Origin of the sequence: Enterobacter sp. ENT03 (assembly GCF_019218745.1) — a bacterium.
Classification (GTDB): Bacteria; Pseudomonadota; Gammaproteobacteria; order Enterobacterales; family Enterobacteriaceae; genus Enterobacter_D.
This window is the reverse complement of the sequence record NZ_JAHUXA010000001.1, coordinates 150,856-173,208: the sequence shown is the minus strand read 5'-3', so window position 1 is coordinate 173,208 and position 22,353 is coordinate 150,856. Positions and strand designations below refer to the sequence as shown.

At 55.4% G+C, this 22,353-nt stretch carries 19 protein-coding genes; 6 read left to right on the top strand and 13 right to left on the bottom strand.

All coding sequences use genetic code 11. The features are described 5' to 3' along the window. Positions 1-114 precede the first annotated feature (114 nt). A complete protein-coding gene (gene malI, locus KW828_RS00815) occupies positions 115-1,137 on the top strand; it encodes a Mal regulon transcriptional regulator MalI (protein WP_218334566.1) in 1,023 nt (340 codons plus the stop codon). A gap of 75 nt (positions 1,138-1,212) precedes the next feature. Here malI and KW828_RS00810 read toward each other — a convergent pair whose 3' ends face one another. Further along, positions 1,213-2,748, bottom strand: a complete 1,536-nt coding sequence (locus KW828_RS00810; RefSeq protein ID WP_218334565.1) for a YdgA family protein — start codon at positions 2,746-2,748, stop codon at positions 1,213-1,215. A gap of 98 nt (positions 2,749-2,846) precedes the next feature. Further along, the gene (gene manA, locus KW828_RS00805) at positions 2,847-4,025 is read right to left on the bottom strand and encodes a mannose-6-phosphate isomerase (RefSeq protein WP_218334564.1); all 1,179 of its coding nucleotides are present in this window, start codon (positions 4,023-4,025) and stop codon (positions 2,847-2,849) included. A gap of 199 nt (positions 4,026-4,224) precedes the next feature. Between manA and fumA the strand changes: the two genes are divergently transcribed. Both fumA and fumC read left to right on the top strand, forming a co-directional pair. Next, entirely contained in the window at positions 4,225-5,871 is a 1,647-nt protein-coding gene (gene fumA, locus KW828_RS00800; protein WP_218334563.1) for a class I fumarate hydratase FumA, read from the top strand. 147 nt (positions 5,872-6,018) lie between these two features. Then, positions 6,019-7,422: a class II fumarate hydratase gene (gene fumC, locus KW828_RS00795; protein ID WP_218334562.1), complete on the top strand. Its 1,404-nt coding sequence runs from the start codon at positions 6,019-6,021 to the stop codon at positions 7,420-7,422. Here fumC and tus read toward each other — a convergent pair. The 6 genes from tus to ydgH form a co-directional block, all read right to left on the bottom strand. Beyond that, positions 7,419-8,348 (bottom strand): DNA replication terminus site-binding protein, encoded by a 930-nt coding sequence (gene tus, locus KW828_RS00790; RefSeq protein WP_218334561.1) that lies wholly within the window; start codon positions 8,346-8,348, stop codon positions 7,419-7,421. The two genes, fumC and tus, sit on opposite strands and share 4 nt — an antisense overlap. Positions 8,349-8,412: 64 nt before the next feature. Next, on the bottom strand, positions 8,413-9,720 hold the full coding sequence (gene rstB / locus KW828_RS00785; protein WP_218334560.1) for a two-component system sensor histidine kinase RstB: 1,308 nt from the start codon (positions 9,718-9,720) through the stop codon (positions 8,413-8,415). A gap of 26 nt (positions 9,721-9,746) precedes the next feature. After that, the gene (gene rstA, locus KW828_RS00780) at positions 9,747-10,469 is read right to left on the bottom strand and encodes a two-component system response regulator RstA (RefSeq protein WP_218334559.1); all 723 of its coding nucleotides are present in this window, start codon (positions 10,467-10,469) and stop codon (positions 9,747-9,749) included. A gap of 66 nt (positions 10,470-10,535) precedes the next feature. Further along, entirely contained in the window at positions 10,536-11,258 is a 723-nt protein-coding gene (gene folM, locus KW828_RS00775) for a dihydromonapterin reductase (protein WP_218334558.1), read from the bottom strand. Between the two features lie 37 nt (positions 11,259-11,295). Then, a complete protein-coding gene (locus KW828_RS00770; RefSeq protein ID WP_218334557.1) occupies positions 11,296-12,678 on the bottom strand; it encodes an amino acid permease in 1,383 nt (460 codons plus the stop codon). Between the two features lie 180 nt (positions 12,679-12,858). Beyond that, positions 12,859-13,803, bottom strand: a complete 945-nt coding sequence (gene ydgH, locus KW828_RS00765) for a DUF1471 family protein YdgH (RefSeq protein ID WP_218334556.1) — start codon at positions 13,801-13,803, stop codon at positions 12,859-12,861. A 526-nt stretch (positions 13,804-14,329) separates the two neighbouring features. On the opposite strand from ydgH, the gene pntA reads away from it, so the two are divergent. Continuing rightward, entirely contained in the window at positions 14,330-15,859 is a 1,530-nt protein-coding gene (pntA, locus tag KW828_RS00760; RefSeq protein ID WP_218334555.1) for a Re/Si-specific NAD(P)(+) transhydrogenase subunit alpha, read from the top strand. Between the two features lie 10 nt (positions 15,860-15,869). Continuing rightward, positions 15,870-17,258, top strand: a complete 1,389-nt coding sequence (gene pntB, locus KW828_RS00755) for a Re/Si-specific NAD(P)(+) transhydrogenase subunit beta (protein ID WP_218334554.1) — start codon at positions 15,870-15,872, stop codon at positions 17,256-17,258. Positions 17,259-17,355: 97 nt separating this feature from the next. Here pntB and uspE read toward each other — a convergent pair whose 3' ends face one another. The 3 genes from uspE to ogt form a co-directional block, all read right to left on the bottom strand. Then, complete coding sequence (gene uspE / locus KW828_RS00750; RefSeq protein WP_218334553.1) at positions 17,356-18,303, bottom strand: universal stress protein UspE; 948 nt, start codon at positions 18,301-18,303, stop codon at positions 17,356-17,358. 143 nt (positions 18,304-18,446) lie between these two features. Beyond that, positions 18,447-19,199 carry a fumarate/nitrate reduction transcriptional regulator Fnr gene (fnr, locus tag KW828_RS00745; protein WP_218334552.1) on the bottom strand — a complete coding sequence of 251 codons (753 nt, stop codon included), beginning with the start codon at positions 19,197-19,199 and terminating at the stop codon, positions 18,447-18,449. 194 nt (positions 19,200-19,393) lie between these two features. After that, the gene (gene ogt, locus KW828_RS00740) at positions 19,394-19,909 is read right to left on the bottom strand and encodes a methylated-DNA--[protein]-cysteine S-methyltransferase (protein ID WP_218334551.1); all 516 of its coding nucleotides are present in this window, start codon (positions 19,907-19,909) and stop codon (positions 19,394-19,396) included. A 516-nt stretch (positions 19,910-20,425) separates the two neighbouring features. Between ogt and smrA the strand changes: the two genes are divergently transcribed. Further along, positions 20,426-20,989, top strand: a complete 564-nt coding sequence (smrA, locus tag KW828_RS00735; RefSeq protein WP_218334550.1) for a DNA endonuclease SmrA — start codon at positions 20,426-20,428, stop codon at positions 20,987-20,989. Between the two features lie 196 nt (positions 20,990-21,185). On the opposite strand, the gene map is transcribed toward smrA, so the two are convergent. Both map and KW828_RS00725 read right to left on the bottom strand, forming a co-directional pair. Beyond that, positions 21,186-21,968 carry a type I methionyl aminopeptidase gene (map, locus tag KW828_RS00730; RefSeq protein WP_218334549.1) on the bottom strand — a complete coding sequence of 261 codons (783 nt, stop codon included), beginning with the start codon at positions 21,966-21,968 and terminating at the stop codon, positions 21,186-21,188. Then, the gene (locus KW828_RS00725; protein WP_218334548.1) at positions 21,965-22,216 is read right to left on the bottom strand and encodes a ParD-like family protein; all 252 of its coding nucleotides are present in this window, start codon (positions 22,214-22,216) and stop codon (positions 21,965-21,967) included. Before KW828_RS00725 ends, map begins: the two co-directional genes overlap by 4 nt. Positions 22,217-22,353: the final 137 nt, after the last annotated feature.

Sequence of the window (22,353 nt, the reverse complement as noted above, 5' to 3'; positions counted from 1 at the left end):
TTTTATCAAGTTTTAGTGCGACAAATATCACATAGTAAGCGTATAAATTGCGGTAAAAAGGGTAACGGTAAAAAAACGTTTTACCTGAATCATTAGCAGGGATACCTCGCCGGGATGACGAACAGTAAAAAAATCACCATCAATGATGTCGCGCTGCATGCAGGCGTATCGGTCAGCACCGTGTCGCTGGTGCTCAGCGGCAAAGGGCGCATTTCGCCGTCCACCGGGCAAAAAGTGAATGCGGCGGTCGAGCAGCTTGGTTTTGTGCGCAACCGTCAGGCGGCACTGCTGCGCGGCGGCAAAACCGGCGTTGTGGGGCTGATTGTCAGCCACTTCTCCGATCCGTTTTATGCTCAGTTGACGGCGGGATTATCCGGCGTGCTGGAGGCGCAGGGCAAAATGGTGTTTCTCACCCAGGGCGGGCGGCAGGGCGAGCATTTGCTGTCGCGCATTGACACGCTGATGGCGCAGGGGGTAGACGGGATCGTCATTGCCGGCGGCGTCAGTAATACCGCCGAGATCAACGCCCGCGTCAATGGAGTGCCCGTGGTGTTCGCCTCACGCGCCAGCTATCTCGATGACGCCGACATTATTCGCCCGGACAATATGCAGGCCGCACAAATGCTGACCGAACATCTTATTCGCGGCGGTCATCAGCGTATCGCCTGGCTGGGCGGCAAAAGTTCCTCCCTGACTCGCGCGGAACGGGTCGGCGGCTACTGCGCCACCCTGTTGAAATACAGCCTGCCGTTTCACAATGAATGGGTAGTGGAGTGCGAAACCAGTCAGAAGCACGCCGCCGAGGCCATTGGCGCACTGCTGCGCCACAATCCCACCATCAGCGCAGTGATGTGCTACAACAGCACCATCGCCATGGGCGCCTGGTTTGGCCTGATGCGGGCCGGACGGCAGAGCGGTTTTGAAAGCGTCGGTAACGTATTTGATCAGCAGGTTGCGCTGGCGGCCTTTGCGGACGTGCCGGAAAGCCAGCTGGACGATCTGCCCATCGCCTGGTCATTGACCCCGGCGCAGGAGATTGGCTGTGCGCTGGCGGAGCGGATCCTGCAACGCATCGATAAGCATGACGCAGCCACACAGGAGCAGATCATGCCCTCACGGCTGGTGACGGTCAGATAAATTGCGGGACTAATGCAGAAATGGAAACTGCACCTTACTTTGCGGCAAGCGCCGCATTTCAGGTGCAGACGGGGATTACTGTTGCGGAACCGCAGGCACGGCCGGGGCAACCGGCGGCTGAGGCGGTGTCGGCAGGCCGAGATCCGGCATACCGAACATGCCGACAAACTCATCCAGCGGCATTTTTTGTCCGTTCAGCGTCACCTGACCATTCGCGTACTGCAGGCTGGTGGCGATCACGTTGTTGTCCAGCGTCGTGATGCGGAACATCTGGCCCATTGCCGCCAGACCTTTTACCTGCTGTGCAGCCAGCTTGCTGGCGTCGGCATCCTGATAACCTTCCAGTTTCGCTACCTGAGTCATAAACTCGGTTGCCATATCCACCGGAATGGTCAGCTTGCTGTCGAGGGACTTCACGCTACGATCCACTTCCTGCGCCAGGGTTTGCGGTTCGCCGGTTGCGGCAGACGGATCTTTTAAGAACAGTGACAGGTTAAAGGCGGTTTCGCCTTTGTCGTTTTTCCAGCTCAGCGGCGCCACGGTGATCACCGGTTCGCCTTTCAGCAGCAGCGGCAGGGAGGAGAAGAACGCTTCGGTCGCTTTCTGCTGATAAAGTTCCGGGTTCTGCATCACCTCTGGCTGCGCCATCAGTGCTTTAGTTTGCGCGTTATATTGCTGGCTGAACTGATGCCACGCCTGACCGTCAATCTGACCCACTTTCAGCGTCAGCTTGCCGCTGCCCATATTCTGGTTCTGAATTTTCAGGCTGTTGAGGGTGTAATCAATCTGGCTGTTGACGGTTTTGTTATCTTTCGCCACGTCGGTCTTCGCTGTCAGATCCATCCCTTCCAGCACCGCCATCTCTTTGTTTTCCACAGAGATAGCCAGTTTTTCCAGCGTCAGTTTCTGATCGCCGATGCGCTCGTTAAAGCTGGCGCGTTTGCTGTTGCCTTCGCTTTTCAGATTGTTAAAGGTGATCTGGACTTTCTGGCCGTACTCGTTGACGGCGTCCACCAGGCCGCTTTCTGCTTCACCGGTCAGCGACACTTCATTGCCGTCGCGGTCTGCATTCAACTGGAAATCACCGCCGCTGAAAGCAACTTTCTCACCTTCTTTTTCATAGTTCAGCGGTTTCAGGGCGATGTCAGAGCGGGTATCGCCGCCGTAGCCAATGCGCGTGTCCACCACAAACGGTGACTCGCCTTTCGCCATATCAAACAGCGGCTTCGACACATTGTTATTCACCAGCGTTGACTTCACTGACGCCATCGCCGGGATCAGATTGAAATGTTTAAGCTGGGCAAACGGGAATGGGCCGTGATCGACAGACTCGTTTAACACCACGCTTTCACCCGGCTTCAGCCAGACATTTTGACTGCCGGCAACAGGTTTGATCACCAGCTGCAAATGGCTGCTGAATACACCACGCTGATAACTCTGATAAGCCAGTTCCACGCCCGCTTCCGGCGCGCTGTTTTTGATTTCTGCATTTGCCTGATTGACCATATCCGCGATACGGCCCTCAAGCTGTTTTCCCGTGTACCAGGCTGCACCCGTCCAGATAGCACCCAGTGCAACAATTACTCCTGCGGCGACCAGCGTTTTTTTCATAATGATTATCCATAAAAATGAAACCAGGCGGTAAGAGCCGCCTGGACGATCGTAAAGTCTTGCTAAGCTTAGCAATCCCTGCCAGTTACGTCAGTAACTTAGTTGACCTTATTGTAGACTCTCGCCACGCGGCCAACACCACTGACGGCCACCGGCGACTCATCGGCGCGGATCACCGCCGACTCGCCAGGTTTCAACGACAAACGCGCGTCGCCTTTGCTGAGCAGGGCTTCGCCTTCCACGCAGAACACAATCGCCGCGCTGTGCTGAGCCAGCGCCGTTTCCTGTGACGATAAGTCGTGCAGGGAGAACGCAAAATCTTCCACCGGAATAGGGAATTCCAGCGTGTTGCCGTTTTTCTGCGGCTGGGTCAGCAGCTCAGCTGCCGGTTTCGGCGTGAATTTCACGTTCGCCACCAGCTCAGGAATATCGATGTATTTCGGCGTCAGTCCGGCGCGCAGCACGTTATCGGAGTTCGCCATCACTTCCAGCGCCACGCCCTGCAAGTAGGCGTGCGGGGTTTCGGCGAACAGGAACATCGCTTCGCCTGGGGCCAGTTTCACCACGTTAAGCAGCAGCGGTGAGAACAGACCGCTGTCGTCCGGGTAGAACTGCTTGATGAGACGGATTGTTTCCCACGGCTCCCCCTGCTGACTGGCCAGCGCCGCGCCCAGCACTGCCAGCGCGCGGGATTTTTCTTCACCCTGCATATTGAGCAGGCTGGCGAACAGGTGGCTTAAGCTGTCTGCATCCGATTGCTCCAGAAAATGGGCAATCGCCTGGTGCGCACCGGCGACCGGCTGCAACAGTGACACGATCTCAGAGAATTCACGGAACGCGTTCATGGCGAGGAACGGCGTCAGGGCAAAGACCAGTTCCGGTTTATGGTTCGGATCTTTGTAGTTGCGCTCGGCGGCATCCAGCGGAATACCTGCGGCGTTTTCTTTTGCGAAACCGGCTTCCGACGCCTGCTTGTTCGGGTGCACCTGAATGGAAAGCGGCTGATCGGCGCACAGCACTTTGAACAGGAACGGCAGTTCGCCAAAACGGTTTGCTACCGCGTCGCCCAGCCAGCCGGTTTTATCCTGATCGATCAGATCGCGCAGCACCTGAACCGCACCGTCCGCGTCCTGCACTTTTGAGCTGCTCTTTGGATGCGCGCCCATCCACAGCTCCGCCATCGGCAGCTGTTCCGGGTTGGCGATACCGTAGAGATCCGTTAACGCACTTTTACTTCCCCAGGCATAGTTTTGCACTGAGTTGATGAGTTTTTGCATTATCAAGCCCTGTATTTTCAGTAAAGAGATGGCCGGTATTAAACCAATAAACGTCAGGGAAGTAACCACTGCACGCAAAAAGTCGTACTAGTCTCAGTTTTTGTTAAAAAATTGTGTAGGATAAAGCGACTCGCTTTTAAGCAGGGCAATGGAACATCTGCCCGAACCATAACCAGACCGTGCAGTCAGTGAGAGAACAATGTCGAATAAACCCTTCCAGTATCAGGATCCTTTTCCGCTGAATAAGGATCAGACCGAATACTATCTGTTAAGCCGTGACCACGTCTCCATCGCCGAATTCGACGGCCAGGAAATCCTCAAAGTTGACCCCCAGGCCCTGACATTACTGGCGCAACATGCGTTCCACGATGCGTCCTTTATGCTGCGCCCGGCGCATCAGCAGCAGGTGGCCGATATTCTGGCTGACCCGGACGCCAGCGAAAACGACAAATATGTCGCGCTGCAATTCCTGCGGAACTCTGAAATTGCTGCCAAAGGCATTCTGCCCACCTGCCAGGACACCGGCACGGCGATTATTATGGGCAAGAAAGGCCAGCGCGTATGGACCGGCGGTGGTGATGAGGCAGCGCTTGCCCGCGGCGTTTACAACACCTATATCGAAGATAACCTGCGCTATTCACAAAATGCGGCGCTGGATATGTATAAAGAGGTGAACACCGGCACCAACCTGCCAGCGCAAATCGACCTCTACAGCGTCGACGGCGACGAATACAAATTCCTCTGCATCGCTAAGGGCGGCGGTTCCGCCAACAAAACCTATCTTTATCAGGAGACAAAAGCGCTGCTGACGCCGGGCCGGCTGAAGGATTACCTGGTAGATAAGATGCGCACGCTCGGCACCGCGGCGTGCCCGCCGTATCACATCGCTTTTGTTATCGGCGGCACTTCGGCAGAAGCAACGCTGAAAACGGTGAAGCTGGCCTCTACCAAATATTATGACGAACTGCCGACCTCAGGTAACGAGCTGGGTCAGGCGTTCCGCGACATCGAGCTGGAAAACGAGCTGCTGCGCGCGGCGCAGGATCTCGGTCTTGGCGCGCAGTTTGGCGGTAAATACTTCGCTCACGATATTCGCGTTGTGCGTCTGCCGCGTCATGGCGCGTCCTGCCCGGTGGGGATGGGCGTCTCCTGCTCCGCCGACCGCAATATTAAAGCGAAGATCAACCGCCACGGCGTGTGGCTGGAAAAACTGGAAAACAACCCAGGGAAATACATCCCCGAAGCGTTGCGCCAGGCCGGGGAGGGCGAGGCGGTAAAAGTCGATCTCGACCGTCCGATGGCAGAGATCTTGCGCCAGCTGTCGCAATACCCGGTATCCACCCGTCTGTCACTGAGCGGCACTATTATTGTTGCCCGCGACATTGCCCATGCGAAGTTAAAAGAGCGTATGGACAGAGGCGAAGGCCTGCCGCAGTACGTGAAAGATCACCCGATCTATTACGCTGGTCCCGCCAAAACACCGGAGGGTTATGCCTCAGGATCACTTGGCCCGACCACCGCCGGACGTATGGACTCCTATGTGGATCAGCTCCAGTCGCAGGGCGGCAGCATGATCATGCTGGCAAAAGGTAACCGCAGCCAGCAGGTGACGGATGCCTGCCACAAGCACGGCGGCTTCTATCTCGGCAGCATCGGCGGCCCGGCAGCGGTACTGGCGCAGAGCAGCATTAAAAGTCTCGAGTGCGTGGAGTACCCGGAACTGGGGATGGAAGCTATCTGGAAAATCGAAGTCGAAGACTTCCCGGCGTTCATCCTCGTGGATGACAAAGGCAACGATTTCTTCGCTCAGATCCAGTCTTCGGCCTGCGCGCGCTGTGTGAAATAAGCCCTTTCCGTCCGGCGGCGTAGCGCGTTGCCGGACGTTTTTTTGCAACATTTTCTATCGTCCCACGCAACATCAGTAATACTTACAACTTCGTTTGCAGGTGAGCAATGTCGGCAACCCCCATCACTTGATATTCAGGGAGAAAGTATGACTTCGCATCGCAGTGAAAAAGACTCAATGGGCGCCATCGACGTTCCGGCCGATAAATTATGGGGCGCACAAACCCAACGATCGCTGGAGCATTTCCGTATTTCGACGGAAAAAATGCCGGAGGCGCTGATCCGCGCGCTGGCGCTGACCAAACGTGCCGCCGCTAAGGTGAATCAGGATCTGGGGTTACTGCCCGAAGAAAAAGCCCGCGCGATTATCAGCGCCGCCGATGAAGTGCTGGCGGGTAAACATCCTGACGAGTTTCCGCTGGCCATCTGGCAGACCGGCTCCGGTACGCAGAGCAACATGAACATGAACGAAGTGCTGGCGAACCGCGCCAGTGAGCTGCTGGGCGGCGTGCGCGGTATGGAGCGCAAAGTTCACCCCAATGACGACGTGAACAAGAGCCAGAGTTCAAACGATGTTTTCCCCACCGCCATGCACGTCGCAGCCGTCATCGCCATCCGCGAACAGCTGATCCCATCGCTGAACGTGCTTAAAACCACGCTCAGCGAAAAATCCCGCGCCTTTGCAGACATCGTCAAAATTGGCCGCACCCATTTGCAGGACGCTACGCCGCTGACCCTGGGGCAGGAGATTTCCGGCTGGGTGGCGATGCTGGAGCATAATCTCAAACACATTGAGCACAGCCTGCCGCATCTGAGCGAGCTGGCGCTGGGCGGTACGGCGGTAGGTACCGGGCTGAATACGCACCCGGAATACGCGGTGCGGGTGGCGGAAGAGCTGGCCGCCACCACCGGGCAGGCGTTCGTGACCGCGCCCAATAAATTCGAAGCGCTCGCCACCTGCGATGCGCTGGTGCACACCCACGGCGCGCTGAAGGGGCTGGCAGCCTCAATGATGAAAATCGCCAACGATGTGCGCTGGCTGGCCTCCGGCCCGCGTTGCGGCATCGGTGAGATCGCCATTCCCGAAAACGAACCGGGCAGCTCCATTATGCCAGGCAAAGTGAACCCGACGCAGTGCGAAGCCATGACCATGCTGTGCTGTCAGGTGCTGGGCAACGACGTGGCGGTGAACATGGGCGGCGCGTCCGGTAACTTTGAGCTGAACGTGTTCCGCCCGATGGTCATTCACAACGTGCTGCAATCGGTGCGTCTGCTGGCAGACGGCATGGAGAGCTTTAACGAGCACTGCGCCACCGGCATTGAACCGGTTCGCAGCCGCATTGACCAGCTGCTCAATGAGTCGCTGATGCTGGTGACGGCGTTGAATACGCATATTGGCTATGACAAGGCGGCGGAAATCGCCAAGAAAGCGCATAAAGAAGGGCTGACGCTCAAAGCATCAGCTCTGGCGCTGGGCTACCTCACCGCTGACGAATTCGACAGCTGGGTGCGCCCGGAGTCGATGGTCGGTAGCATGAAGCCGGGCCACTAACCGGCGACATAGAGGTGCAGCCGGGGAATGATAGGCCTCAACGGCTGCGCCTCAGGTTTAAAACGGTGCTGAATATTCTCCGCATCGTAATTCAGTAACTCGCCAATATCCGGCACCTTGCCGCCGTTTTCCTCGTCGATCAAGGCAATCATCGGCGCGGGGCAGGCGTGTTGCACCTGCTTTTGCGTATCCGCATACCAGACGCGGGCAATGGGCTGGACTTTCACTGGTCGCTTGATTTTCAGCGTCGCTCGTTGCGGCAGGGCGGCAATGTCGTTGTACTCCTGCTCCAGTCGCGCCTGCCACTGTTCGCGCGTCCAGCCGCCAACGGCGCGCGGGGCTTTCAGGCTTTTCGCAAGCATAGCCAGCACCTCATCCCGCGTCAGATTCTTAATAATGTGTTTGTTCGCCCAGCCAAAGCGCAGCGTCGCCGGATCGCGCAGGGTGGTTATTGAGCGATAGGCGTTAAGGGTAATCAGCCCCGGCAGATGGTGATGCACCCACTCAAAACGCGCGGCGGGAGGCAGCTCTGACTCCACGGTAATAATGCGCTCAAAGGCCCGCTTTAGTTCGTTAATGGTGTCGATGCGCGCTTCAATCTGCTGGCGCACGTCCGGGGACGTTTGCAGACAGATAACCCCCGGCAGGCGCACAGCGGCTTTGCTGCTGCGTTTTTCAGATTGCTGTTGGATAAAAAGATGCGTGAAGTGGCGCATCGCGCGTTCCGCCGCCTCTTTACCGATATGCTGCTTCACCGCAATCACTGTCAGCGGATCGTGTTCACTGCCTTTCGCCACGTCCGGCAACTCGAAGACACGGCCTGCCAGCAGGCGACAGGCCGCGAGTTCTGTTTTCAGTTCCGCCAGTTCCTGTTCGAGCTGGCGGAACGTGCCGGTGAGGCGTTCGATCAGATCATAGCGCGCCATATAATTCCCCTTAGTTACAACATACTTTATGTGTAGCATATTCCGGCACGTCCGGCCACTGCGATCAGCGGTCTGGCAGGACGGGAAGGGCGACCAGTTGCGTCACCGGCCAGCGAAACCGGAAGCGCGCGCCGCCGGCATCGCTGGCGTCACAGCTCACCTCGCCGCCCATCGCCTGGGCGATGGAGTGTACAATCGCCAGCCCCAGACCGCAGCCGCCGGTGGCGCGATCGCGGCTCGGATCAAGCCGGACAAAAGGCTCAAACACCCGCTGGCGTTCCGTTTCAGCGATGCCGGGGCCGTCATCATCCACCTGCAAACAGGCATAAACGCCGTCCAGATTCAGGCTGACGCTGACCTCGTTTTCACAATAGCGCAGGGCGTTATTGACCAGATTATCCAGTACCCGTTCCATCAGGCGCATATCCAGCGCGCCATAATGCGCCGTGCTGTCGGCAGTGACGCGCAGACGTTTATCAGGGTTGACGCTCTGCACGTCGGCAATGTGGCTGGTGAGCCATGTGGGCAGATCCGGCGTGGTCAGGTGCAATTCATTTTGCGGGCGATCCAGACGGGCATAGGTCAGCAGTTCCTGGATCAGACCCTCCAGCTGGCCGATGTCGCGGTTCAGCGCCATTCGCTCCGGCTCGCTCAGGTTATCGCTCATCTCCAGCCGATAACGCAGCCGCACCAGCGGCGTGCGCAGTTCATGGGCGATACCGTCGATCAGCTGTTTTTTGCTGGCGATCAGCGCGTTGATGTTATCCGCCATCTGATTAAAGGCCACGCCAAGCCGCTCAAAGCTTGAACCCCGGTCAAAGTGAATCCGCTCTGTCAGGTGCCCGTCACCAAAGCGCTGGGCCGCCGACTCAATGCGCAACATCTCCTGCCAGTGTGGTCGCATCCAGATAAACACCGGGAAGGCCAGCGAAATGGCGATAAACACCAGCAACGCCATATCAAGAAGGCGCATTTCATGCAGATAAAAGAGGTAGGGAACCGGTCCGACCGCCAGCACATAGTGGCTGCGGGGAATGCGCTGGATAAAGGTGTACTCCGCGTCCAGCGCCACAATATCGCCCTCGCGCAGCCGCTGGGCGGTCGAGGCATCGAGGCTGAATTTATTCAGCGGCTCAATACGCATATCAAAGGAGAGGTTGAGATCCATCTCTTTAAGCGTTTTGCTCCACTCGTGGGGCGGGATCTCGCGCAGCTCGCTGCGGATAAGATACAGCGAGCTTTTCATCAGATCGTCCAGCGACTGTCTGCCCGCGCGTTCGGCGGTGAATTTGTATACCAGCCCGACCAGCATGGTCATCACCAGGAAACAGACAAACAGCAGCAGGTAAAACTGCACGAAAAGCTTTTTCATTCAGACACCCGTGGTTGCGCCAGCACTCAGTTTTCCCACGCATGAGGGGCGAACAGGTAGCCCTTGTTACGTACTGTTTTGATGCGGTATGGCTCGGTGGCGTTATCCAATAGTTTTTTACGCAAGCGGGAAATCGCCACGTCAACGCTGCGATCCATGCCGTCGTAGCTGACGCCGCGCAGATTTTTCAACAGCGCATCCCGATCCATAATCTGGCCGGCGTGGGTCGCCAGCTCCCATAGCAGATCGAAATCGGCGGTCGAGAGGATAATTTCTTCCCCCGCCAGCAGCACCTGACGATTGACCGGATCGATGGACAGGCTGCCAAAGCGCAGCGCTTTGTGGGGCGTTAAGGTGTGTTGCGAGGCCGCGGGCGTGGTAGTGCTCCCGGCGTGCTGACGCAGATGCAGCCGCAGGCGGGCCAACAGCACGGCGGGCGGGGTGGTTTTCAGGATGTAATCACTGGCACCCATTTCCAGCGACAAAATATGGTTCATGTCGCTGTCGAGGGAGGTCAGCAGCACAATCGGACCCTGCCACTGGCCGCGCAGATCGCGGCACAGCGTCATCCCGTCTTTGCCGGGCAGCATAATGTCCAGCAGCACCAGTTCAGGATTTTCGCGCAGGATCACGGCTTCAGCGCAGTCGCCACGCGGCTCAACAATAACGTCAATATCGTGTTTACCGAGATACGCCGCGATCAGCGCGCCGACTTCCGGGTCGTCTTCTACAAAAACGATCTTATTCATATGCATGATGGTTAGCTAAAAACGCCAACATACACCGCCTTGTTTCAACCCGCCATCAATCTTTCGTTAACGCAGTGGACGACCGCCATCGACGGCGAAACTGCGACCGGTGACGTAACAGCTGGTAAGCAAATAATCCACCAGATCAATAATCTCTTTTTCCCCCGGCGCGATTTTCATAAGCGACTTGTTTAGCGCTTTCTGGCGGTAGCTGGCGTCGTCGTGCTCGTTGAATAAAATCAACGACGGGGCGATGGAATTGACTTTGACTTCCGGTGCCAGTTTGCGGGCAAACGAGCGGGTCATGTTATCCAGCGCGGCTTTACTGGCGGCGTAAGCAATGTGTTTATCGCTGCCGCGCTCCACCACGTAATCGGTAAAATGAATAATATCAGTGGCCGCATGACCCTGACCGCGCAGCAACCCTTCCAGCGCATGATTAAGCAGATAAGGGGCATGGACATGGATTTGCAGCATCGCAGACAGCACCTCGGTGAGAGGCGTACCGGGGTTTTCCGGCAGCCAGCCGCTGGCATTGTGGATCACCGCGCGCAGACAACGGGTGCGGGATTTTATCTCGTCGGCAAAGGCTAAAATCCCCTCATCGGAGCAAAAATCGGCCTGAATGCAGACCGCGCCCGCGTCCTGCAACACCTCAATCGCCGGATAGGGCGTACGGTAACTGACGATCACCGGCTGGTGCAGAGTGAGAAAATGGTGGGCAAGGGCGAGGCCGATACGACGGCCACCACCGGTGATCAAAATCGGGCTGGGCTGCGTGTTACCCATCGTTATCTCCTTAACGTTCTGACGATGGGCGTGGTCATTACCCCATCAGCATCCAGGTCGCCGGTACCGCTGCAATCAGCAGACAGGCGATCATGACACGTTCCGCGCGGTGCAGTTGCTTATCGTGCTGGTGCGTGCGGCGGGCATAGATAAATACCAGCAGACCGGGCGCATACAGCACGACGGACAGCAGCAGGTGCATTGGGCCGGAAGCATACAGTAACCATAACCCATACAGACAGGATCCGATACCTACCACCTGATGCAGCGGTCGGCGGGCAACTTTTAACAGATAGGCCCCGACGAGGAAGTAGGGCACAAGGATCATTTCTGAGGCGATGGTTAACAGCGTGTTGTAATCCGAACCCGTCAGCCAGATCAGCACCAGACACACCTGCACGGAGGCATTAGTCAGCCACAGTGACGCAGAGGGGGCATTGTTCTTGTTCTGACGGGCGCAGATCCGCGGGAAGGCTTTATAGGTGGCGGCCAGTAGCGGCACTTCCGCGGCCATGATCGTCCAGCTTAAATAGGCGCCGCATACCGACACAATAAGCCCCGCGGCAATCACAATTTCACCCCACGAGCCCATCATGCGCACCATCAGGCCCGCCATCGACGGGTTACGCATTTCAGCCAGTTCAGGACGGGCGACCACCCCCAGCGACAGCAGCGTCACCAGCAGATACACGGTTAACGCGGCCATCACCGCCAGCAGCGTCGCGCGGCCCACATCCTGTTTGCTGCGCGCGCGGGCTGATACCACCACCGCGCCCTCAACACCGATAAACACCCACAAGGTGATGAGCATGGTGTTTTTCACCTGCTCCCATACCGGTACGCCCAGCGCAATGCCGGTAAAATCGAGCCTGAACTTATCAAAATTAAACGCCAGTGCGGCCAGCACCACAAACAGCCCCAGCGGTACCAGTTTTGCCAGCGTCGCGGCAAGGTTAATACTGGCGGCGGTTTGTACCCCACGCAGCACCAGCGCATGAACGATCCACAGCAGGCAGGAAGCACCGACGATAGATTGCCAGGTATTGCCGTCGCCAAAAATGCGCAGCTGTGGCGTGTCGGTGAAAAAGCTCAGCGCCGAGAAAACGATCACCAGATACGAGACGTTGGCGATGACCGCGCACAGCCAGTAGCCCCAGGCAGAGCAGAAACCGACCAGTTCACCAAATCCTTCACGGGCATAGGTAAAAATGCCGCCATCGAGGTCCGGGCGCAGTCGCGTCAGCAGTAGCATGGCAAAAGCCAGTAATAAGATGCCCGCGCCGGTGATCCCCCAGCCAATCAGCAGGGCCGCGGGACTGGCCACTTCCGCCATATTTTGCGGCAGACTGAACACACCCGCGCCGAGCATTGAGCTCAGAACGAGCGCAGTTAAAGCGCTAAGGCCAAGTTTCTTTTCCATCGTCATCCTGTTATGAACGAACTGGATCCAGAATAATTATTTCGCCGTAGCGCATAAAAATGGTGGATCAGACTGAGGCGCGGAATTTTACGGAGAGCGGCAAGCGCATGCAATGCGCCAGAGCAGAAAATTTTGCAAAAAGCGCTAAAAGGCGGCAGAAGCCGCCTTCAGAGAGGGGAATTACTTATACAGATCGGCGCTGATGGTGATGTTTGCACCACGTTCCTGCCACTGGCGGGTGATGTGGTAATATTTTGCGCCTTTCTTCGCCGCGCGTTTAGCAACCTGATAGGAGATTTCCGTCATGTTGCCGTAGTTACCGGTGAACTTGATGCTATCGAAGGGCACCATTTGCGCCGCTGTGGTTTTATTCACCTCTTCAATTTTAGTGCCATCCGGCAGCGTGACAGTGTAACGCCCGCCTTTTGTGGACTGGGTTTCAAAGAAGCGACCCACGTCGGCACTCGGCGCGGCGCTGGTGGCGATACCCGGGATCTCTACTTTCTTCGCCTCATCACCGCCTTTTGCCAGCAGTGCACGACCCGCTTCGGAGTTCGCCGGAACGGCATCCGGGCTCTGCAGCACACGTTTTTTCGCATCGGCTTTGTAAATATAGGCGGTGATCATCTGGTTGCCGCCGTCGTTAGTATCGACCTGGCGCACAATATAGTAGGAGGCCGCGTTTTTCGCTTTCGCCGCTTTGGTGATGGCGTTGTTAATATCTGGCTGGCTGCGGTAGAAGCCACGAACAGAGACGGTATCAAAAGGCTCCAGCTCAACGGCCTGATCTTTTGATAATTCAGTCACGCCATTGATGACGCGGTTTTTCGGACCATCCGCTTTAGGCGCATCTGATTTATACAGGTCGGCGACCACGCGCTGGTTGCCACTGTTGGCATAATCAGCGGAGTCAACAATATAGAATGCATCCGCGCCCGCTTTATCTGCACGATTAGAAACCGCATTGACAGCATCGCTGATGGCATTAAAGCGACCTGTGATCGTAATACGATCAAACGGCTTAATCGCGGCTGCCTTCTCAGGGGTTAGTTCTGTCGCTGCATTAACCGACAATGTTGTCGCTGAAAGAAGTACAGACGCCACGAGGGTGTTCTTAAGCTTCATAAAAATTATCCTTCGCCTTGCGCAAACCAGTTATTGGTAGTGTGGTTGTCTTGAAAACGTTGCCGATTATGGCATTGAAATGTCGTGACTGTCTGCGTCATTTTTAACGGCCTGTGCGGGGCAGACGCTGAAATATCATAACGATTAGATATATGTGGAAAAAACAGCCGCCAGACCAGCAAAACCGGTAAAGCATATGACTTTTATAAGTTAACTCATTGTTAAAATGTTGATCTCCTCACGCAGGTAATCATGTTTTGCCGTCTCGCTGTGGCGGAATATGGGGCATGGGCCGCAATTTTAAGGTAAACCAGCCTGTCAGAACGCGTTTCTCTTAATATTCCGCAATTAAATAGGAAATACTGTTTTCCGGCGCTAGATCGCAGGCGTTATTTTCAGTAGGTTATAGAAAGTTTGTTACTGTTTGATTTATTAGCGTTGATGCCCCTGACCCGCGCGGGTGAGGGACAAGGTCTTTTTGAAAAAACTGACAAACCATCATCTTAAACCGATGGAAGGGAAAACTATGCGTATTGGTGTACCAAAAGAACGGTTGGCCAATGAAACCCGCGTTGCTGCCACACCGAAAACGGTAGAGCAACTGCTGAAACTGGGTTTCACTGTCGCTGTTGAAAGCGGCGCCGGCAAACTGGCAAGTTTTGATGACGACGCGTATGCCCGGGCGGGCGCGCTGGTCGTTGAAGGAAACGACGTCTGGCAGTCAGACATTATTCTCAAGGTGAATGCCCCGGACGACGATGAGATCGCGTTGCTCAACCCCGGCACCCGCCTGGTGAGCTTTATCTGGCCGGCGCAGAATCCGGAACTGCTGGAAAAACTCGCGGCCCGCAATGTCACCATTATGGCGATGGATTCCGTGCCGCGTATCTCCCGCGCGCAATCACTGGATGCCCTCAGCTCCATGGCTAACATCGCCGGTTACCGCGCGATTGTCGAAGCCGCACACGAATTTGGCCGCTTCTTCACCGGGCAGATCACCGCTGCCGGTAAAGTTCCGCCCGCCAAAGTGATGGTGATCGGCGCAGGCGTGGCAGGTCTGGCGGCAATTGGCGCGGCTAACAGCCTGGGCGCGATTGTCCGTGCCTTTGACACCCGCCCGGAAGTGAAAGAACAAGTGCAGAGTATGGGCGCGGAGTTCCTGGAGCTGGATTTCGAAGAAGAAGCGGGCAGCGGCGATGGCTATGCCAAAGTGATGTCCGAAGCCTTCATTAAAGCAGAGATGGCGCTGTTCGCCGCCCAGGCGAAAGAGGTGGATATTATTGTTACCACCGCGCTGATCCCCGGCAAACCCGCGCCGACGCTGATCACCCGTGAAATGGTGGATTCCATGCAGCCGGGCAGCGTGATTGTCGATCTGGCGGCGCAAAACGGCGGTAACTGCGAATACACCATTGCCAATCAGGTGGTCACCACGCCGAACGGCGTAAAAGTGATCGGCTATACCGATTTACCGGGTCGTCTGCCGACGCAGTCTTCCCAGCTCTATGGCACCAACCTGGTAAACCTGCTGAAGCTGCTGTGCAAAGAGAAAGACGGTAACGTGACCGTTGATTTCGACGATGTTGTGGTACGCGGCGTGACGGTAGTCCGTGACGGTGAAATCACCTGGCCCGCGCCGCCAATTCAGGTTTCTGCCCAACCGAAAGCGGCAGCTAAAGCGGCCCCTGAGCCTGTTGAAGATAAAGCACCGGCATCGCCATGGCGTAAATTCGCGCTGATGGCGCTGGCGATCATTCTGTTTGGCTGGCTGGCCGATGTGGCACCGAAGGAGTTCCTCGGTCACTTCACCGTGTTCGCGCTCTCCTGCGTGGTCGGTTATTACGTGGTGTGGAACGTTTCTCACGCGTTGCACACGCCGCTGATGTCGGTCACCAATGCCATTTCAGGCATTATCGTGGTCGGGGCGTTATTGCAGATCGGTCATGGCGGCTGGATCAGCTTCCTGAGCTTTATTGCCGTGCTGATCGCCAGCATCAACATTTTTGGTGGTTTCACCGTCACTCAGCGCATGCTGAAAATGTTCCGGAAGAACTAAGGGGTAGCACATGTCTGGAGGATTAGTTACAGCTGCATACATTGTTGCCGCGATCCTGTTTATTTTTAGTCTGGCCGGGTTGTCAAAACATGAAACCTCCCAGCAGGGTAACCGTTTCGGTATCGCCGGGATGGCGATCGCGCTGATTGCCACTATCTTCGGGCCGGAAACCGGCAACGTGGTGTGGATCATCGTGGCGATGGTGATTGGCGGCGCGATTGGTATTCATCTGGCGAAGAAAGTCGAAATGACCGAAATGCCGGAGCTGGTCGCCATTCTGCACAGTTTTGTCGGTCTGGCGGCGGTGCTGGTGGGCTTTAACAGCTACCTGTACCACGAGGCGGGTCTTGAGCCGATTCTGGTCAACATCCATCTTACTGAAGTGTTCCTCGGCATCTTTATCGGTGCGGTGACCTTCACCGGCTCCATCGTGGCCTTTGGCAAACTGCGCGGCAAGATCTCCTCGAAGCCGCTGATGCTGCCTAACCGTCATAAGCTGAATCTGGCGGCGCTGGTGGTTTCTTTCCTGTTGCTGGTGCTCTTTGTTCGCACCGACAGCGTGGGCCTGCAGGTGCTGGCATTGCTGATCATGACCGTGATCGCACTCGCTTTCGGTTGGCATCTGGTGGCCTCTATCGGCGGCGCAGATATGCCGGTGGTGGTGTCCATGCTCAACTCCTATTCAGGCTGGGCGGCGGCGGCGGCGGGCTTCATGCTGAGCAACGACCTGCTGATCGTCACCGGTGCGCTGGTAGGTTCGTCAGGTGCCATCCTCTCTTACATCATGTGTAAGGCGATGAACCGCTCGTTCTTTAGCGTGATTGCCGGCGGCTTCGGCACGGACGGCTCTTCAACGGGCAGCGATGAAGAAGTGGGCGAGCACCGTGAAATCAGTGCCGAAGAAACCGCTGAAATGCTGAAAAACTCCCACAGCGTGATCATCACTCCGGGCTACGGCATGGCAGTGGCACAGGCACAGTATCCGGTGGCGGATATTACCGAGAAGCTGCGCGCGCGCGGCATCAAAGTGCGATTCGGTATTCACCCGGTTGCCGGGCGTTTGCCAGGCCACATGAACGTGCTGCTGGCGGAAGCGAAAGTGCCGTATGACATCGTGCTGGAGATGGATGAAATCAACGACGACTTCAGCGATACCGATACCGTGCTGGTGATCGGCGCGAATGACACGGTGAACCCGGCGGCGCTGGACGATCCGCGCAGCCCGATCGCCGGTATGCCCGTGCTGGAAGTGTGGAAAGCGCAGAACGTGATCGTCTTCAAACGTTCGATGAACACCGGCTATGCCGGCGTGCAGAACCCGCTGTTCTTTAAAGAGAACACCCACATGTTATTTGGCGATGCCAAAGCCAGCGTGGATGCGATCCTGAAAGCGCTGTAACGCGCTGTGGTAATAGTGGTAATAAACATGCTGCAATAAAAAAGGCCGCTCACTGAGCGGCCTTTTATTTTAGCTGGACATCAATAAACGGCGAAGGTTAATCGTCTTCGTCGTCCAGCTCTACCGGCGTCTGGAACTCATCCGGTTTCAGCACCAGCAAATCGCAGCGCAGATGATCGATAACCTGTTCCGCCGTATTACCAAGGAACGCCGCGGACAGCCCGGTTCGACCTACGGTGCCCAGCACCACCACGCCCGCCTGCAGATGCTCGGCCAAATCCGGGATAACTTCTTCCGGCAGACCTTTTTCCACATGGGTCTGCTTTTCGTCGATGCTGAACTTCTGGCGCAGCGCCTTCATGGCTAACAGATGCTGGCCACGAATCGCATCGTTATAAACGCTCGGATCAAATTCCGGCAGTTCAATGGCGATGTTGATAGGCGTAACCGGGTAGGCACCGACCAGATGCACTTCGGTATGGTTAACCATATCCGCGAGCTGAATAGTTTCCTTCACCAGCTTTTCATTCAGCGCATTGTGGTACGGCTCTTCGCTGGCGAGGTTAACCGCCACCAGCGCTTTGCCGCCTTCCGGCCACGGCTGATCTTTTACCATCCACACCGGGCAGGGGCATTTCCGCAGCAGATGCCAGTCGGTTGGGGTGAAAATCACCGATTCCAGTTTGTCGTGCTGATGCGTCATTTTCAGCACCAGGTCATGATGACCTGACAGCACTTCCTGGATAATGGCTTCGAAAGGACGGTTATGCCAGACGACTTTGATGTCGATAGGAATACCGGCATCCAGATAATATTGCGCCTGTTCACGGATCCACGCCGTTCGCTGACTGATCACGCCGGACCGCATGGCGGTGCGCTCATCGGGCGACAGCAGGGTGGTCATCTCGTAGGAAAAATCATAGATTGGCAAAAAGGCTTTGATCCGACCACCAATCCGTTGATGCAAATACACAGCGCGCCGTAATGCAGGTTGATCGTCCTGGTTAGGATCGATGGCAACCAGCATATTTTGATATTTGGCCATACAGGGTCTCCTTACATCTGTCACCGCAGTCTGTAAGTAAAAGATAACCCATATATGCTGAATGAAACAGGGGATTACCTTTGCCAGATCAATAAATCAGATAAATTTAGCGATCCAGCAAAGGCTGATACGGAAGGGAAAAATCAGGCAACGTTTCGGGAGTGTCCGGCCAGCACGGCCAGTGCATCACCGTTTTCAATGGTGATGTATTTGCCTTTCACCGCCAGCATGCCACTTTTCTGGAAACGTCCCAGCAGACGGCTGATGGTTTCGACCGTCAGGCCCAGATAGTTGCCAATATCGCCGCGGGTCATCGTCAGACGGAACTCGCGCGGTGAGAAACCACGCTGTGCGAAACGACGGGACAGATTGTAGATAAAGGCCGCCAGACGCTCCTCGGCGTTTTTCTTCGACAACAGCAGGATCATATCCTGATCGCCTTTGATTTCGCCGCTCATCAGACGCATCATTTGCTGACGCAGGCTCGGCATTTTGCCGGACAGATCGTCAAGCGTTTCAAAGGGGATTTCACAGACCATGGACGTTTCCAGCGCCTGCGCAAAGCTCGGGTGATGACCGGTGCCGATAGCATCAAAGCCCACCAGATCGCCCGCCAGATGGAAACCCGTGATTTGCTCATCGCCCTGTTCAGTGATGGTGTAACTCTTGATGGTACCTGAACGGATAGCGTAGAGCGATTTCAGTTCATCCCCTGCTTTAAACAGCGTCTGACCTTTCTGAATGGGCTTTTTGCGCTCGATGATGTTATCAAGCTGGTCCAGCTCATGTTCATTGAGGGTGAACGGGATGCAAAGCTGGCTGATGCTGCAATCCTGGCAATGGATAGCACAACCGCCAGACTGAATGCGTCGTATAATTCGCTTTTCCGGGATCATAGGTCTGCTCAAGCCTTAATTGATTTTGGTCAATTTTAACATCTTTTTGCTACAGACGTAAGCCTGGGACAGTCGTAGAACGTGATTATTGGAAACCTAATAACATTATTTTTGCTATGTCATTGATATTCCATATATACAGTGAGGACTTTTACGCTAATCACTGATAGAAAAGCACTAAATGCGCTTTAATCTCACAATAAGAAATAGCCTTCATGGCGCAAAAGCCACTCTTTTCGCTGCACGCCACCCGCGTAACCGGTCAGCGTACCGTTACTGCCGATCACCCGATGGCAGGGCACGACAATACTCACCGGATTAGAACCATTCGCCGCACCGACTGCTCTGGCGGCACCCGCGCGTCCCAGGAGGGTGGCCAGCTGTCCGTAATGCATCACCTGGCCGCAGGGGATGGCACGCAGCGCTTTCCACACCTCACGCTGAAAGGGCGTGCCGGCGGTTTCGGTGGGCAGGGTATCAATAATGGCGAGGTCGCCTGCGAAATAGTCGCGCAGTTTCTGACTCAGTCCACCCGGATCGCTGGCGCTGACGCGCTGAAAACCTTCGCGTCGGTAGTGCTGCGCCAGCAACTGCTCCATGCGGTCGCTGTGCTCCTCCCATTCCACCGCCCGCAAACGATACTGTTCATCACAAATCACCCACAACGGACCCAACGGGGTGGCAATTTTATCTTCAAGCAGAGTCAGCATTGGGCATCCTTAACATGCGGCAGAGGGGGACAGGGCGCGATCAATTTAGCACGAGGAAGGGGGCGGTTTCTACAATTCGTAAGGAGTAAAACGTATTAAACCGGCAGCGAAACGTTTTGATGGTGGAATAATAAGCGATAATAAAACCCGGCAATAAAAAAATAGAGTCTGCCGACATCCGCCAGACTCTACAGTACACACAGCAGTGCTTCCTAAGCTTATTCCCGAATAAATCGTCCTTGTGGGTTAATTTAAGTTATAGCAACCCGGTGGCATATTTCCAGTTTTAATGATGATAAATTTTAGCCAAAGCATAATTAACGAATTTATTTAATTCCCCTACGGTATTAGTTAAGTGGCGGTAAACTACCGACCAGTGAAATATTATGCCCTCTGGTTATGATCCTTTGCGGCTTAACGTGTTTCGCAAACCTGGAATGTTCATTGAGACACGCGCCATACACGGTTATAGTTAAGCGCTGCTGGTTTCAGTAGACGTAGCCTGAGGACACCATCATGAACCTTGACGAAAAATCCCTGTTCCTCGACGCCATGGAAGATGTCCAGCCGCTTAAGCGCAATACCGATGTGCACTGGCAGCGCGAACGCCGGGCCATTGGCCCGCAGCATCCTGATCTCCTGCAACTTGATAACTTTCTCACCACCGGCTTTCTGGATATTGTGCCCCTGAGCACCCCGCTGGAGTACCGGCGGGAAGGCCTGCAAACCGGCGTCATTGAGAAACTACGCCAGGGGAAATACAGCCAACAGGCGAGCCTGAACTTACTGCGTCAGCCCGTCGAACAATGCCGAAAAATGCTGTTCAGTTTTATGCATCAGGCAGGCAAAGATAATCTGCGCAATTTGCTGATTATCCATGGCAAAGGCCGCGAGGATAATTCCCATGCCAATATTGTGCGTAGCTATCTGGCCCGCTGGCTGACCGAGTTTGAGGAAGTGCAGGCATTTTGTGTGGCGAAAGAACATCACGGCGGCAGCGGCGCGTGTTATGTTGCATTACGTAAATCTGCCGCCGCTAAACAGGACACCTGGGAACGTCATGCGAAACGCAGTCGTTAGCGGCGGTTTATTTAGGTGCTGTTGACGAGGTGCGCCAGCAATAATGTGTGCGGCTCGTCACGTCGTTAAAAATATAAAAAAGGGCAACAGAATTAAATTAATTTTAAGAAGTTTTGCAGGGAATGAATATAAAACGCCCCGCACTCGGGCGGGGCATCTGAAATATAATCCCTTAGTAGTAGAGTAATATCTGGTTTTACGGCGCTTCGTATTCGCCAGTGCCATCTGGCCATGGCGTCAGTAAATCATAACCGCTCTCGGTTACCGCCACCGTATGTTCCCACTGTGCCGACAACGACCGGTCTTTGGTCACTACCGTCCAGCCATCAGACAGCACGCTGGTGGCGGCTTTACCGGCGTTGATCATCGGTTCGATGGTAAAAATCATGCCTGGTTTGAGCACCGTGCCGGTGCCCGGTATGCCATAGTGCAGAACCTGCGGTTCATCATGATAAATTTGGCCCACGCCATGACCGCAGTATTCTCTGACCACCGAAAATCCTGCGTCTTCCGCGACCCGCTGGATCGCAGCCCCAATATCGCCAAGGGTCGCGCCTGGGCGAACCGTTTTGATGCCTGCCACCATCGATGCGTAGGTAATATCTACCAGACGTTTCGCGCGAATGGACGGCTCGCCGACAAAATACATTCGGCTGGTGTCGCCGTACCAGCCATCTTTGATCACCGCCACGTCGATATTAACGATGTCGCCTTTTTTCAGCACTTTATCCGCCGGGATCCCGTGGCATACCACGTGGTTAACCGAGGTGCACACGGTACGGGTATAGCCATGATAACCAATGTTGGCGGGCGTAATTTTCAGTTCGTTGACGATAAAATCGTGACACAACCTGTCCAGTTCATCGGTCGTGACCCCGGCTTTTACATGAAGGCCGATCATCGCCAGCACGCTGGCGGCAGCCTGTCCGGCGGCACGGGCAAGTTCAATTTCTTCCTGAGTATGAAGTTTTATCGTCATGGTATCTGCGCCTCTTTCTGTGCCGCGAACCCTTCGCGCTGCACTAATTTTTGAATTTCCGCACCGCCCTGGGACTCGGTCTGCACCAGCAGGCGCATGAGATCCTGATGGGTCAAATGCGGATACACTTCCGCCAGCATGCCGATTTTTAACCAGTGTTCTGCCTGAGAATTGATCGACCGGCTCATCGCATTGCTGGCAAGACGAAGATTCTCATGCATCAGGTCGGAGATTTTTACAATGCCCATCAATGATCCTGGATGTCGGGTTAATACGAAATGTATATGAAACGTATAATAGCATAACTCACGGGATCACGAACAGGGGCACACATTCAGTAAAGCTGTCCCTTTTTGGCCTTCTTCTGTCTGTTGGCGGGCTAGAG

Bases quoted from the DNA above. Each gene is read 5' to 3' on its own strand.
- malI (WP_218334566.1), top strand. From the start codon at position 115: ATGACGAACAGTAAAAAAATCACCATCAATGATGTCGCGCTGCATGCA.
- KW828_RS00810 (WP_218334565.1), bottom strand. From the start codon at position 2,748: ATGAAAAAAACGCTGGTCGCCGCAGGAGTAATTGTTGCACTGGGTGCT.
- manA (WP_218334564.1), bottom strand. From the start codon at position 4,025: ATGCAAAAACTCATCAACTCAGTGCAAAACTATGCCTGGGGAAGTAAA.
- fumA (WP_218334563.1), top strand. From the start codon at position 4,225: ATGTCGAATAAACCCTTCCAGTATCAGGATCCTTTTCCGCTGAATAAG.
- fumC (WP_218334562.1), top strand. From the start codon at position 6,019: ATGACTTCGCATCGCAGTGAAAAAGACTCAATGGGCGCCATCGACGTT.
- tus (WP_218334561.1), bottom strand. From the start codon at position 8,348: ATGGCGCGCTATGATCTGATCGAACGCCTCACCGGCACGTTCCGCCAG.
- rstB (WP_218334560.1), bottom strand. From the start codon at position 9,720: ATGAAAAAGCTTTTCGTGCAGTTTTACCTGCTGCTGTTTGTCTGTTTC.
- rstA (WP_218334559.1), bottom strand. From the start codon at position 10,469: ATGAATAAGATCGTTTTTGTAGAAGACGACCCGGAAGTCGGCGCGCTG.
- folM (WP_218334558.1), bottom strand. From the start codon at position 11,258: ATGGGTAACACGCAGCCCAGCCCGATTTTGATCACCGGTGGTGGCCGT.
- KW828_RS00770 (WP_218334557.1), bottom strand. From the start codon at position 12,678: ATGGAAAAGAAACTTGGCCTTAGCGCTTTAACTGCGCTCGTTCTGAGC.
- ydgH (WP_218334556.1), bottom strand. From the start codon at position 13,803: ATGAAGCTTAAGAACACCCTCGTGGCGTCTGTACTTCTTTCAGCGACA.
- pntA (WP_218334555.1), top strand. From the start codon at position 14,330: ATGCGTATTGGTGTACCAAAAGAACGGTTGGCCAATGAAACCCGCGTT.
- pntB (WP_218334554.1), top strand. From the start codon at position 15,870: ATGTCTGGAGGATTAGTTACAGCTGCATACATTGTTGCCGCGATCCTG.
- uspE (WP_218334553.1), bottom strand. From the start codon at position 18,303: ATGGCCAAATATCAAAATATGCTGGTTGCCATCGATCCTAACCAGGAC.
- fnr (WP_218334552.1), bottom strand. From the start codon at position 19,199: ATGATCCCGGAAAAGCGAATTATACGACGCATTCAGTCTGGCGGTTGT.
- ogt (WP_218334551.1), bottom strand. From the start codon at position 19,909: ATGCTGACTCTGCTTGAAGATAAAATTGCCACCCCGTTGGGTCCGTTG.
- smrA (WP_218334550.1), top strand. From the start codon at position 20,426: ATGAACCTTGACGAAAAATCCCTGTTCCTCGACGCCATGGAAGATGTC.
- map (WP_218334549.1), bottom strand. From the start codon at position 21,968: ATGACGATAAAACTTCATACTCAGGAAGAAATTGAACTTGCCCGTGCC.
- KW828_RS00725 (WP_218334548.1), bottom strand. From the start codon at position 22,216: ATGGGCATTGTAAAAATCTCCGACCTGATGCATGAGAATCTTCGTCTT.